Origin of the sequence: Pseudomonas sp. PS01299 (assembly GCF_029960145.1) — a bacterium.
GTDB classification, from domain to species: Bacteria; Pseudomonadota; Gammaproteobacteria; order Pseudomonadales; family Pseudomonadaceae; genus Aquipseudomonas; species Aquipseudomonas putida_A.
Genome location: NZ_JASCPO010000035.1, coordinates 1 through 12,684 on the forward strand (window position 1 = coordinate 1; position 12,684 = coordinate 12,684).

Sequence of the window (12,684 nt, forward strand, 5' to 3'; positions counted from 1 at the left end):
TAGGACCTCTTCGCGAGCACGCCCGCTCCCACATTGGATTTCCAGTGAGCACAAATTTTGTGTACACCCGAGAACTACCGTGGGAGCGGGCTTGCTCGCGAAGAGCTTCACCTCGGTCTGACTGTCACTCCACCGGATCACTGACTGGCCTGGCAATGATCGCCTTCAACTCGCTGGTCATCGGGAACTCAAGGTTCAAGCCTTTCGGCGGGATCGGCTGTTCGAACCACTTACGGTAGATCCCGTTGATCTCCCCCGAGCTGTACAGATCCGCCAGCGCGTCGTTCACCAGCGCGAGGAATGGCGGATCATCCTTGCGCACCATGCAGCTGTAGATTTCCCGCGATTGTTCCTCCCCCACCACGACCCAGTTGTGCGGGTCCCGCGCCTTGGCCCGCTCGCCGTAGAGCAATGCGTCGTCCATGTAGAAGGCCGCTGCCCGTCCCGACTGCAGCATCTGGAACGCCTCGCCGTGATCCTTGGCGCTGATCACGAACATGTTCAGTTTGTGGTCAAGGTTGTAGCTCTTCAGATAGCGCTCGTTGGTGGTGCCGGCGGTGGTCACCACGTTCTTGCCGCGCAGGTCATCGAAGCTGTGAATGCCGCTGTCCTTTGCGGTCAGCAACTGCCCTTTTACGTAGATGAAACCGTAGGAGAACGCGACCTGTTTCTGCCGCTCGGCCGTCACCCCGGTGGAGCCGCACTCAAGATCAACCGTGCCGTTCTGCACCAGCGGAATCCGCGTCTGCGATGTCACCAGGTTGTACTTCACCTTCAGCTCCGGCAACGCCAGTTGCTGCTTGATCCGCTCGACAATCTTGCCCGCCAGCTCCACCGAATACCCCATCGGCTGCCCGGTGTGATCGCCCACATACGAGAACGGCACCGACGCATCGCGATAGCCCAGGGTGATGCTGTTGGCGCTGGCGATCTTGCCAAGCGCGCCGGTCAGCGGCACTTCATTGGCCTGCGCCTGGGCGCCGATGAACAGCGCCAGTGTGCAGCCGAGCAACGTGATTTTTTGCATTGTTATTCTCCGTTGTGGTTGGGGTGTTGAGCAGAATCCGTCACGCCGCACGGGGATTGAAGCCGTGCAGATCAATTGAGGGGCGTTGCTGGCCAATCAGTTCGCTGAGCAACTGCCCGCTGCCGCAGGCCAGGGTGAAACCGAGCGCGCCGTGGCCGAGGTTGAGCCACAGATTGCGATACGCCGTGGCGCCCAGCAGCGGTACGCCGGTTGGGGTGGCCGGGCGCATGCCCGCCCACTCCACAGCCGCGTCGTAATTGCCGGCATCGGGAAAGGTGTCGCGGGCCTGGCGCTTGATCAGTGCCAGCCGCTCGGGATCTACCGCCGGGTCGAAACCGACGATGTCGACCATCGCCGCCACCCGTAACTGTTCGCCGATGCGCGCGTAGACGATCTTGCGGTCGTAGTCGGTGATGCTCACGTCCGGCGCCCGATGCCCGTTGCCGATCGGCACGGTCAGGCTGTAACCCTTCAGCGGATACAGCGGCACGTGCAGGCCGGGCAGCGCCAGCAAAGAGCTTCGGTGCCCGGCGGCGATCACCAGTTGGTCGACCGGCAGGGTTTCGTCGCCAAGCTCAATGGCGGTGACGGCGCCGTGGCTGTGACGAATGCCGGTGACTGCCTGACCGAGACGAAACTCGCAACGGCCCGACGCCTTCAATCGCACCGCCAACTGCTGGCAGAAGGCGTGACAATCGCCGACTTCTTCATCCGGCGTGTAGATCGCGCCCACAAACGGCGCCTTGGTCAAGGCCGGTTCCAGTTGCGCACATTCGATGGCGGACAACACCTGTTGTTGCTGCGGATCGGCCAGGCCCTTGCGCGCATGGTCGAAGCTGGCGGCATTGCGGAAGGTCACCAGTTTGCCGTTGCGCCGCCAGTTGAAACCGGTAAGTCCGTCATCCTCGCGCCAGCGTTTCAGCGTGCTCTGGCTGAACAGCGCCAGACGCAACAGATGCGCCGCGTTTTCGCGGTTGACCGAGGTGCGGCAGGCGGCGAGAAACGACGCCATCCAGCGCCACTGCGCCGGGTCCAGACGCGGGCGCAGCTTGAGCGGTGAGTCGCCGCGCAGCATCCAGCCGATCGCCTGCAACGGCACGCCGGCATCGGCCAGCGGCGCCACATAGCGGTAGGACAACTGGCCGCCGTTGGCGAAGCTGGTTTCGCTGCCCAGCGACTGCCGCGCCTCGACCACTGTCACTTCGAAACCGTCGCGCACCAGCGCATAGGCCGTTGCCAACCCGATCACGCCGCCGCCGATGATGCACACACGCTGAGCCATGTCCGTCCCTATTTCTATGTGAAGACGAGGCTGAGGTTAGGGTGAGGTGACAGGCGCCGAACAATGAATAAAGATGCCAGACCTATAAACAAAGGTTATGGCCTCGCCATGCGCCTTCGCCACATCGAGATTTTCCAGGCCATCCGCCAGACCGGCTCGGTCAGCGCCGCTGCGCAATTGCTGCACGTCTCGCAACCGGCGGTGACCAAAGTGCTGCAGCACGCCGAGCAGCAGTTGGGCTTTCCGTTGTTTCTGCGGGTGCGCGGTAAATTGCAGGCGACCCCGGAAGCGCTGGAGCTGGAGCGCGAAGTCGACAAGGTCACGGAAAGTCTGCAAGGCGTGCGGCGCCTGGCACAGAGCCTGCGCCGCGAACCCGGCCACAGCCTGCGGATCGGCGCGACTCCGGCGCTGGCGCTGTCGCTGCTGCCGCCGGCGATCCGGCAATGGACGGCACAGTTCCCGGACATCGCCTGCGAACTGTCCAGCGCCCACAGCCGCGAGTTGATGCAGAACCTGCTGATGCGCGAAGTGGACGTGGCCCTGACGTTGCAGTTGCCGGATCACCCGGGGCTGAAAGCGCAGCCGCTGGCGGCGGGGGTGCTGGTGGCGTTGGCGCCAAAGGACTTCTGGCCGCCGGCAGACGTCGGCAAACCGCTGCCACTGATGGCGCTTGCGGATGTGCCGCTGATTGGTTTATCCAGCGCCGATCCATTGGCGGCAAGGCTCGACAGCTATCTGGAAGCGGTGGAGCCACCGCCACGGGTGCGGATTGCCGTGCAGACCTATTCGCTGGCACGGGCGATGGTCGAGTCCGGCGCCGGCGTCGCGGTGATCGATCCGTTCACCGCATTGGGCGCCTCTGTGGCAACCACCACCCTCCGCCCCCTCGCCCCGCCACTGCCGATCACTTTGTACGCCGTGACCCGCGCCAGCGAGCCACCACCGCATACGCTCAACGATCTGCTGCAGATTTTCAGCCAGCGAGCTCAGCAACAACTCAATAACCTGCACTCGGCACAAGTCTGATGTGGGAACACAATCTAATGTGGGAGCGGGCTTGCTCGCGAATGCGGTGTGTCATTCAACAGAGATGTTGTCTGAACCAACGCATTCGCGAGCAAGCCCGCTCCCACAGGGAGATTGGGGACAATTCCGGTTAGAGGACATAAAACAGAATCGCCACAAAGTGCAGCAGACTCCCGGCGATCACGAACAGATGCCAGATCCCGTGCGCATGCCGTAACCGGTGATCCAGGGCAAAAAAGATAATGCCCACGGTATACAACACCCCGCCCGACGCCAGCCAGGCAAACCCTGCCGTGCCCAACGCCGCAATCAACGGTTTGACCGCCACCAGCACGATCCAGCCCATCACCGCGTAGATCACGATCGACAGGATCCGCGCTTCCGAGCGTGGTTTGATCTCCTGCAGGATGCCGATCAGCGCCAGCCCCCAGACAATCCCGAACAACGTCCAGCCCCACGGCCCGCGCAGCGTCACCAGGCAGAACGGCGTGTAGCTGCCGGCGATCAGCAGGTAGATCGAAAAGTGATCGACCTTCTTCATGATCGCTTTCTTGCGCCCGCGCACGCTGTGGTACACGGTCGAGGCGCTGTAGAGCACCAGCAAGGTAAAGGCGTAGATCGCCACGCTGACGATCTTCCACGGACTGCCGTCGAGGCTGGCAATCACCAGCATCCACACGCCGCCGATAAATGCGGCCACGGCCCCGACCAGATGCGTCCAGGCGTTGAGTTTTTCCCCGTGATACATGTGTCGCTCACCTCGTTATTCGTTACCGCAGCGCGCAAGGCTCGGGCCTTGAGCGTAAAAGCGCAATGTTTCTGTTCAACGCGGACCTGCGCACGCCACGGTAATTGGGCACAATCGGTCGATACCAAAAAGAGTCCGCGCCATGCTGATCGACGAAGAATTGACCCTGAAAAAACTCGAGGTGTTCCTCGCCTTCATGCGCACCGGCAACCTGGCGCGCGCCGCTGTCGAGTTGCAGACCAGCAATGTCAGCGTGCACCGGGCGATCCATTCGCTGGAAAGCGCCCTGCGCTGCCCGCTGTTCAAGCACGAAGGGCGCAACCTGACGCCCCTGGAAAGCGCCTACGTGCTCGAAGAACGCGCGCAGAAGCTGATCCAGGACGTGGTCGAGAGTGTGCGCCTGACCCGCGAGGCCGCCGGTTTCTCCGCTGAACGCTTCAAACTCGGCTCGCTGTACTCGCTGACGGTGAAAACCGTACCGCAACTGATCATGGGCCTGAAGATCCGCCGCAGCGAACTCAACATCGACCTGATCCTCGGTTCGAACATCGACCTGCTCTACAAGCTGAAGAACATGGAAGTCGACGCGATTCTGGTGTCGCTGGACGACACGGTCAGCGACCCGGACTGCGAGCAGATCCCGTTGTTCTCCGATGACATTTTCCTCGCCACGCCGGCAGATTCAAGATTCGCTCAACGCAGTGAAGTCGATCTGGCAGAGGTGCGCGATGAAACCTTCATCACCCTGACCCAAGGCTTCGCCACCCATCAGGACGGCATTCGGGTGTTCAAGCAGGCGGGGTTCGAGCCGAAGGTGGCGATGCAGGTCAACGACATCTTCACCCTGCTGAGCATGGTCAGCTCGGGGGTGGGTTATGCGTTGCTGCCAGGAAGGATTGCGGCGGTGTACGAGAACCGGGTGAAGCTGATTCCGTTGCAGGAGAAGTATCGGTTGCAGCAGCACATTGGTGTGGTGTTTCTCAAGGCCAAGGAGCGCGATCCGAATCTGCTGGCGTTGCTGGCGGAATGTCGGATGTATGCCAATCGCCAGACTTGAGACCGAGTCGCGCCCTTCGCGAGCAAGCCCGCTCCCACAGGGGAACGCATTCCAAATGTGGGAGCGGGCTTGCTCGCGAAAGCGTCAGGTCAGACAACTGAAATTCCGGATCTAGCCCACAATCCCGCGAACAATGAAGAACAACAGCGACGGCCCCAGCAAACAGCCAAGCCCAGTATGGAACGTAGCGGTCAACGCCCCATAAGGCACCAACCGCCGATCCGTCGCCGCCAGCCCCGCGGTAACCCCACTCACCGTCCCGGCCAGACCACCGAACACCATCGCCGAGCGCGGGTTATCCAGGCCCATCCAGCGCGCTGCGACCGGCGTGCCGACCATCACCAGAATCGCCTTGATCAACCCGGTGGCAATCGACAGCGCCATCACATCCGAAGTCGCGCCAATCGCTGCGCCAGTCACTGGGCCGACGATGTAGGTCACCGCGCCCGCGCCGATGGTGGTCATGCTTACCGCATCGCGATACCCGAACGCCCAGGCCATGCTCGCGCCGACAATGAACGGCAGGATTGTGCCCAGCAGCAGCGCAATCACACCAATCAACCCGGCCTTCTTCGCCTCGGTCGCCTGCACTTCGAACGCCGTGGCGACGATCGCGAAATCCCGCAGCATCGCACCGCCCATCAGGCCGATGCCGGAGAACAGCGTCAGATCCGCCAGGCCTTTCTGGCCACCGGTCAGGGTGCCGCCGACCCAGGCCAGCACCAGACCGATGACGATGGCAATCGCCGAGCCGTGAATGCGTCCGAAGGTCAGGCGTTTCGAGAGAATCACCGAGACCCACATGATCACGCCGACGAAGGCGAAGGCAGTGACCAGACCGTTGTGTTCCAGACCGTTTTCAATGAGTGCCCACATGTCAGCGACCTCCTACCGGGGTGCCGACCGGGGTGACTTCCACCGGTTCGTCGGGCAATGGTTCACCCTTATGGGTGCGGCTGATCAAGGCAATCGTGCAGCCACAGACCAGCACCGAACCGATGGCCGCCAGCACCGCCACCGGGCCGCCGTGCAGGGCGGTGACGACGTTCTGTTGCGCGGCCATCGCCACCACCACCGGAATGTACATCGCGCCCCAGAAGCCGACGCCCATCTCGCAATCCTTGGTCATGCCGCCGCGCTTCTGCATCCACAACCGCGCGCAGATCAGCAGGATCATGGCGATGCCGACCCCGCCGACGTTGGATTTGACGCCCAGCAACACGCCGAGCATGTCACCCATGATCACCCCTGCCAGCGTACAGATCGCCAACAGCGCCACACCGTAAATAATCATTGTTGTAGTCCTCAAAGTGCATCGTCGAATGTTGTTTTTGTTGTTCGAAGCCTGAGTCGCGGCGGTTTATGGTCGGCGGCCACCCTCCTCTCGCAACAGCGCCTGCAAAGTGTCCAGACGCGCACTGTCAAAGGCAGTGACCGTGCCCGATTCAAACACCCGGCGCGCCAGCCCGGTCAGCACCGCACCGGGCGGCAGTTCGATTTGTAAACGTACGCCGCGCTCGTAAGCGCTTTGCACGGTGCCGCGCCAGTCCACCACGCGGCACATGTTGAAGGCGAGGTCGTCGCGCAAGGCATCAGGCTTGATCAGCGGACGCGCGCGGCTGCCACTCAGGTAAGCGATTTTCGGGGGCTTCAGTGCAACCTTGGCGAAGGCTTCGGCGAGGGTTTGCGCCGGTGCCTCCAGCAGCGGGCAGTGCGACGGCACGCTCACCGCCAGGCGTTTCGCCAGACCGGCGCCACGACTGCGCGCCAGTTCCGCCACCGCTTGCATCGCCTTGTCGCTGCCGGCAATCACCACCTGGTTATCGGCATTGATGTTGGCCAGATACACCGGCGACTCCGCGCTGTGCACCTGCGCCAGCAGCGTTTCGACGGTGGATAATTGCAGGCCGATGATTGCGGTCATGCCAAAGCCTTGTGGATAAGCCTGCTGCATCAACTCGCCACGCAGGCTGACCAGATTTAACGCATCGCTGAAGCTCAGCGCCCCGGCGACCACCGCTGCCGGGTATGCGCCGATGGACAGGCCGGCGACGTAATCCGCCGTGAGTCCGTCCTGCAGCAACTGCCGCGAGGCAGCGACCCCGGCGATCAACAGGCACAACTGAACCGCCCGGGTGCTACGCAGTGCGTCGGCAGAATCGAGCAGCGCGACATCTTCACCGAGCACGTCGCTGGCCTCGGTCAAGGTTGCCCGAGGCAAACGCTGGAGCATGCCCGGTTGCTGCGCGCCCTGACCGGGGAACACCAACAGGCTGCTCACGCTGCCTGCTCCTGCGGGTTCCACGGGTCAGCCACCAGACACGCTTGATGGGCGTTTTTCAGCAGCACCCGTGCAGAACCGCCGGCCCATTCGCGCAACGCGACTGCACCGAACGGCGTCTGCAATTGCATGTCGACCCGGCACACGGCGTGATCAAAAACCGCGACCAGTTTGCGTGCCTGATTACGCGTGATCAGTTGCGGTGTCCGCAGAATCAGATCGAGATCGCTGGCCGCGTGCATCGCCCTAAAACCACTGGCCAATTCAAACCCGACACTACCGCTGATACCCCAGACCCAACCGCAATCATCGAGCATCGGCCACAGTTGTTTGAGTGCCTGCATCACCGGTAAATCGCGCTCGCACTCAACATGACACAGCGCCTCAGGACTAACGCGACAGGCAATCGAATCGACCGCCATGAACGCCGCCAGCCGCTGCTCACGCAACACACCGCGCACACCGACCGCGATAAAACCCTCATCGCTCAACGCCCGCCGCACCACCACCGGTTGCCCGGCAGCCAGCGACTCGATCGCCCACTGCGGCGCATCCGCCGGCAACTGCGCCGGGGTCATGCCCCAGAGCAGGTCGTGAGCCAGTGGCATGTTCACCACTGCGCCCTCAGCAGTTCACGCACGCGGCTGGAGGCTTGGCGATTTTTTGCTCCGAGACGATTGCTCAAGTCAGTGCTGGCGATATCGCCGATGGCCTGTTTCAGGCACCCGGTCACCCGCGCCAGATCCTCCGCCGTCGGCTGCTCGATCTGCTGCACCGAGAGGGTTTCCCAGAGCAATCCGAGGCTGGCGTAGCTGTCGATGTCATAGGCCATTGGCGGCACGCTGGCGGACAGTGCTTCCAGTTCCTCGACACTGCGCAGCGTCACTCGCGCCGCCGAGGCCTTGCCCATCGCATGCACCATCACCCCGGGATCGCGCAGGGCAATCAAACGGTTGGCCTGATAACCATGAGCAAGAAACGCCCCGGACATGGCCTTGCCCACCAGCAGCGCAATCACCGGATGCCCGGCCAGACGGGCGCGGGCATAACTGTCCGCCGCACCGGCCAGTGCCTGATGAATGCCGAGGGCTTCTTCGCGACGACCGTAAGCCTGGCTCGGGACGTCGACGATGGCGATGATCGGGCGCTTCTGCGCTTTGTCGCGATCCGCCGTGATCGCGTCATCTACAGCCTTGGCCAGACCCCAGCCTTCGAGCAAACCGACTTCGCCATTGCGAGCCCGTGGGAAACGGTTGTCGGGGTCAGCGACCACCGCAATAAAGCGTCCAAGTTCGCCATCGGCCACTTGCAACGATGGCGGCAAACCTTCTACGGCTTTCGCGCCCGCGCTCAGGGCGTTGAACCAGTTCAAACCGCGCACGGAATAACCACTCATGAGCGCTCTCCTTGATACAGATCGCGAACCACCGACGGTTCGATTTGCTTGGCGGTGTCCAAACGGTTCAGGCGTTGCAGGAACCAATCGGCGCGCTGACTGCGCGGCTTAGCGGGCAAACCCTGCTGCAGCAATTCACCGACCTGCTGACGGATCTGCGCCACATCATCGGCGACATAACGATCCACCAGCCCGCTGGCGAAACGCTGTTCGCCGCCGGTCAGGCTCCAGATGAAGGGCCGGTCGCGGGAGTCGTATTCCTCGATCCCGGCTTCCTGCTCGATCACCTGCGGCCCGTTCAAACCGAGACGCGCTTCCTGGGTCACCAGCAAATAACTGCACAGCGCAGCGGCAATCGACATGCCGCCGAAACAACCAACACTGCCCGCGACCACACCGACCACCGGTTGGTACTGCTGCAAATCGACAATCGCCGCATGAATATCGGCAATCGCCGCCAGCCCGAGGTTGGCTTCCTGCAAGCGCACGCCACCGGTCTCCAGCAGCAACACGGCGCGGGTCGGAATGCCTTTGCGGTTGTCTTCGGCGGCCAGTTCCAGCGCGCCGGCAATCTTCGCCCCGCCGACTTCGCCGAGGCTGCCGCCCTGAAACGCGCCTTCGATGGCGGCGATCACCACCGGCAAACCGTCGACGCTGCCCTTGGCAATCACCACGCCGTCATCGGCTTGCGGCACCACGCCCTGGCGTTCGAGCCATGGCGACATGACCCGTTGAAACGGGTCGAGCAATTCGCGGAAGGTCCCGGCGTCGAGCAAGGCTTTCGCCCGTTGCCGCGCACCGAGTTCGACGAAGCTGTGCTTGTGCAACAGCGCTGCGCTGTCAGTCATGGTCGATCTCCTCGAAACCTTGTTCCAGACGCAGCCGCACCACACCCGGCGTGGCGCCGAAATCGTGGATATCGATGGCCATCGCCGGTGGTGTGGTGCCGTCGAACATCCGCGCAAACAAATGTTGCCAGCGCTGCTGCGCACCGTTGACCGAGGTCTGCACATTGATCGTCAGCTTGCCGGCCAGCCCCGGTTCGATCAGCACTTCCAGATCGCCCGAGCCGACACAACCGACCAGTGCCCGCCCGCGTGGCGGCTGCCCGGCGGGGAATTCAAAGGATAAGGTTTCCATCAAAACGCTCCCTGAAGGATGCCGTCGCGCTCGATTCGATCGAGCAGCAGCGTGGCGGCGAGCAAGTCGGCGGCGCCACCGGGCGAGGCATTCAATGCGATGAGTTGTTGATCCAGTTCGTGCAGGCGCCGACGCCCGGTGAGGCTGGCGCTGCCGCCAGCGTCGAGCACCGCTTGCGCACCTTGTTGCATGGCCTGCAAACCCTCTTCGCCCGCGCGGTAGAGCACGCAGGTGTCGGCCAGATCGGTCATGATCGCCAGCAGCGCATCGAGCCGGGCGTTCTGTTCGCCGTGGCCGTTGGCGCGGCTGCGCTTGAGTTGTGGCAAGCCGCGTTGCAGCACCGAAGGGAAGCCGAGTTGCGCTTCTTCGCGGGCACCGCGTGCGCCGTAGCGCAGGGCGACTTGTGCGCCGTGGCTCAGCGGTTTTGGTGCGTAGCGGTCATCGAGTAATGCCAGACGTGCGGCGCGCAAGGTGACGGCGTTGGCGCTGGAGGATTTCGGTTCGAGTGCAGCGGCGGTCACCAGTAACCCCAGTGCCCAAATGGCGCCGCGATGGGTATTCACCCCGTTGGTGGTCGCGAGCATGGCTTGCTCGCCTTCGCGACCGATGCGGCCAATCGCTTCGCGCAACGTTGAATCGACTGCGCCGATTTCAACTGCGGCTTCAGCCATTTCCTTGAACGCCGGCCACAACGACAATGCCGAAGCGTGCATCAGGCCCAAGTGCAGATCGCTGTGCGCGCCATTGCCACGCCGGTCGACCAGCGCCGGCTTCGGCGACAGATCGGCTTCGTCGATCAGCGCATCCACCGCCAGATCGGCCAGGCGTTCGCTCAGGCTCAGGGGTTTCGCTTGCAGGTTGAGTGCGTGCATCACCAGCTCCTGAATTTGGCGGGCGGGTTGTAGAGGCCGCCGGACCACTCGACCAGATCGGCAACGCTCTTCGCCGCGAGCAATTCGCGGGTGGCGTCGGTACGACGGATGCCGAGGTCTTCGGGCAAGGCGATCAGGCCTTCGCGGCGCATGCGTTCGGTGTCTTTCGGGTTGTGCCGCAGGCCGATGGCGGTAACGCCGGCCACCGCTGCGATCATCGCCTGACGCTCTTCCAGCGAGCGCGCCTTGTACAGGTAGGCGATGCCCTCTTCGGTGAGCAAGTGAGTGACGTCGTCGCCGTAAATCATGATCGGCGCCAGCGGCATGCCGCTTTTCTTCGCCACCTCCACCGCGTCGAGGGTTTCGACGAAGGTCGGTTTGCCGCCCTCCTGGAAGGTCTCGACCATTTGCACCACGAGTTTCTTGCCGCGCTCGAGCATCGGTTGCTGCGAATCGTCATGGCGCATGTCGAGCCACGCCGGGGTGCCGTGACGACGGCCGCGTGGGTCGTGCCCCATGTTCGGTGCGCCGCCGAAACCGGCGAGGCGACCACGGGTCACGGTGGAGGAATGGCCATCGCCATCGACTTGCAGGGTTGCACCGATGAACAGGTCCACCGCGTACTGCCCGGCCAGTTGGCAGAACATCCGGTTGGAACGCAGCGAACCGTCACGCCCGGTGAAGAACACGTCCGGCCGCGCGGCGATGTAATTTTCCATGCCCAGTTCGGTGCCGAAGCAATGCACGCTTTCGAGCCAGCCGCTTTCGATCGCCGGGATCAACGTCGGGTGCGGGTTGAGCGTCCAGTTGCGGCAGATCTTGCCCTTGAGGCCGAGGGATTCGCCGTAGGTGGGCAGGATCAGCTCAATGGCGGCGGTGTTGAAACCGATGCCGTGGTTGAGCGACTGCACGTTGTGTTTTTCGTAGATCCCGCGAATCGCCATCATCGCCATCAACACGTGCACCGGTTTGATGTGCCGTGGGTCGCGGGTGAACAGCGGTTCGATGTAGAACGGCTTGTCCGCCACCACCACGAAATCCACCCACGAGGCCGGGATGTCGACGCGAGGCAGTTCGCTGACATCGTCGACCAATTGGTTGACCTGGACGATGACGATGCCATCGCTGAACGCCGCCGGTTCAATCAGTGCCGGGGTGTCTTCGGTGCTCGGGCCGGTGTAGATGTTACCGGCGCGGTCGGCCATGAACCCGGCCGAAAGCACGACGTTGGGGATCAGGTCCACCACCAGCCGCGCGTAGAGTTCGATGTAGGTGTGGATCGCGCCGATTTCCAGCAGGCCGTCTTCGAGCAACTGGCTGATGCGCAGGCTCTGGGTGCCGGCGAAGGAGAAATCGAGCTTGCGGGCGATGCCGCGTTCGAACAGATCGAGGTGCTCGGAGCGACCGACGCTCGGCATGATCATGTGCAGATCATGCAGCTTGGCCGGATCGGCTTTGGCCAGCGAACGGGAAAGGAAATCCGCCTGCTTCTGGTTGTTGCCCTCCAGCACCACACGGTCGCCGGGATGGATCAACGCTTCGAGTGCGGCGACGATCTTGTCGCTTGGCAGTACCACACCGTCGGCCAGCCCGCGCACCTTGTCGAGACGCCGCTGCTTCTCGTCACGCCGCCGCGTCCAGCGCGAGTCGGGGGAAATTGTTGTTGTCATGCTCACTCCACGGGGTTCGCTGTCGTGGAGCTACGTTAGGCGTGTGGGGTGGGGGCATCAATCAAGCGCGGTGGTGAATCATTACGCTCAGGGTAACGATCGAGGGCTGCCCTCACCCTAGCCCTCTCCCGGAGGGAGAGGGGACTGATTGGGGGATGCTCAAGGGTTACGTCGACCTGGGAGTG

At 63.0% G+C, this 12,684-nt stretch carries 14 protein-coding genes and 1 pseudogene; 2 read left to right on the plus strand and 13 right to left on the minus strand.

Going from position 1 to position 12,684, the window contains the following annotated elements:
- Window positions 1-124: 124 nt before the first annotated feature.
- Both QMX91_RS09125 and QMX91_RS09130 read right to left on the minus strand, forming a co-directional pair.
- Window positions 125-1,027 carry a transporter substrate-binding domain-containing protein gene (locus tag QMX91_RS09125; protein ID WP_027610600.1) on the minus strand — a complete coding sequence of 301 codons (903 nt, stop codon included), beginning with the start codon at window positions 1,025-1,027 and terminating at the stop codon, window positions 125-127.
- 40 nt (window positions 1,028-1,067) lie between these two features.
- The gene (locus QMX91_RS09130) at window positions 1,068-2,309 is read right to left on the minus strand and encodes a D-amino acid dehydrogenase (RefSeq protein WP_282412587.1); all 1,242 of its coding nucleotides are present in this window, start codon (window positions 2,307-2,309) and stop codon (window positions 1,068-1,070) included.
- Window positions 2,310-2,417: 108 nt separating this feature from the next.
- Between QMX91_RS09130 and QMX91_RS09135 the strand changes: the two genes are divergently transcribed.
- Window positions 2,418-3,335 (plus strand): LysR family transcriptional regulator, encoded by a 918-nt coding sequence (locus QMX91_RS09135; protein WP_096795746.1) that lies wholly within the window; start codon window positions 2,418-2,420, stop codon window positions 3,333-3,335.
- A 20-nt stretch (window positions 3,336-3,355) separates the two neighbouring features.
- Here QMX91_RS09135 and QMX91_RS31475 read toward each other — a convergent pair.
- Both QMX91_RS31475 and QMX91_RS09140 read right to left on the minus strand, forming a co-directional pair.
- Window positions 3,356-3,460, minus strand: a pseudogene (locus QMX91_RS31475) (metal ABC transporter ATP-binding protein); the annotation flags it as partial.
- Window positions 3,461-3,465: 5 nt separating this feature from the next.
- On the minus strand, window positions 3,466-4,083 hold the full coding sequence (locus QMX91_RS09140) for a hemolysin III family protein (protein ID WP_007964065.1): 618 nt from the start codon (window positions 4,081-4,083) through the stop codon (window positions 3,466-3,468).
- 142 nt (window positions 4,084-4,225) lie between these two features.
- Here QMX91_RS09140 and QMX91_RS09145 point away from each other — a divergent pair, with 142 nt between their 5' ends.
- Window positions 4,226-5,140 carry a LysR substrate-binding domain-containing protein gene (locus QMX91_RS09145; RefSeq protein WP_134784861.1) on the plus strand — a complete coding sequence of 305 codons (915 nt, stop codon included), beginning with the start codon at window positions 4,226-4,228 and terminating at the stop codon, window positions 5,138-5,140.
- A 111-nt stretch (window positions 5,141-5,251) separates the two neighbouring features.
- On the opposite strand, the gene madM is transcribed toward QMX91_RS09145, so the two are convergent.
- From madM to mdcA, 9 genes are all read right to left on the minus strand, one after another.
- A complete protein-coding gene (gene madM / locus QMX91_RS09150; protein ID WP_098966044.1) occupies window positions 5,252-6,016 on the minus strand; it encodes a malonate transporter subunit MadM in 765 nt (254 codons plus the stop codon).
- Window position 6,017: 1 nt separating this feature from the next.
- The gene (gene madL / locus QMX91_RS09155; protein WP_027610595.1) at window positions 6,018-6,434 is read right to left on the minus strand and encodes a malonate transporter subunit MadL; all 417 of its coding nucleotides are present in this window, start codon (window positions 6,432-6,434) and stop codon (window positions 6,018-6,020) included.
- Between the two features lie 66 nt (window positions 6,435-6,500).
- The gene (gene mdcH / locus QMX91_RS09160) at window positions 6,501-7,421 is read right to left on the minus strand and encodes a malonate decarboxylase subunit epsilon (protein ID WP_282412588.1); all 921 of its coding nucleotides are present in this window, start codon (window positions 7,419-7,421) and stop codon (window positions 6,501-6,503) included.
- A complete protein-coding gene (locus tag QMX91_RS09165; RefSeq protein ID WP_282412589.1) occupies window positions 7,418-8,038 on the minus strand; it encodes a malonate decarboxylase holo-ACP synthase in 621 nt (206 codons plus the stop codon). The genes mdcH and QMX91_RS09165 overlap by 4 nt, the downstream gene beginning before the upstream one ends.
- Window positions 8,032-8,817, minus strand: coding sequence for a biotin-independent malonate decarboxylase subunit gamma (gene mdcE, locus QMX91_RS09170; protein WP_282412590.1), 786 nt, complete (start codon window positions 8,815-8,817; stop codon window positions 8,032-8,034). The genes QMX91_RS09165 and mdcE overlap by 7 nt, the downstream gene beginning before the upstream one ends.
- Window positions 8,814-9,665 carry a biotin-independent malonate decarboxylase subunit beta gene (locus tag QMX91_RS09175; protein ID WP_098966053.1) on the minus strand — a complete coding sequence of 284 codons (852 nt, stop codon included), beginning with the start codon at window positions 9,663-9,665 and terminating at the stop codon, window positions 8,814-8,816. The genes mdcE and QMX91_RS09175 overlap by 4 nt, the downstream gene beginning before the upstream one ends.
- Window positions 9,658-9,957 (minus strand): malonate decarboxylase subunit delta, encoded by a 300-nt coding sequence (locus tag QMX91_RS09180; RefSeq protein WP_098966054.1) that lies wholly within the window; start codon window positions 9,955-9,957, stop codon window positions 9,658-9,660. The genes QMX91_RS09175 and QMX91_RS09180 overlap by 8 nt, the downstream gene beginning before the upstream one ends.
- On the minus strand, window positions 9,957-10,829 hold the full coding sequence (locus QMX91_RS09185) for a triphosphoribosyl-dephospho-CoA synthase (protein ID WP_282412591.1): 873 nt from the start codon (window positions 10,827-10,829) through the stop codon (window positions 9,957-9,959). The genes QMX91_RS09180 and QMX91_RS09185 overlap by 1 nt, the downstream gene beginning before the upstream one ends.
- Window positions 10,829-12,499 (minus strand): malonate decarboxylase subunit alpha, encoded by a 1,671-nt coding sequence (mdcA, locus tag QMX91_RS09190; protein WP_282412592.1) that lies wholly within the window; start codon window positions 12,497-12,499, stop codon window positions 10,829-10,831. The genes QMX91_RS09185 and mdcA overlap by 1 nt, the downstream gene beginning before the upstream one ends.
- Window positions 12,500-12,684: the final 185 nt, after the last annotated feature.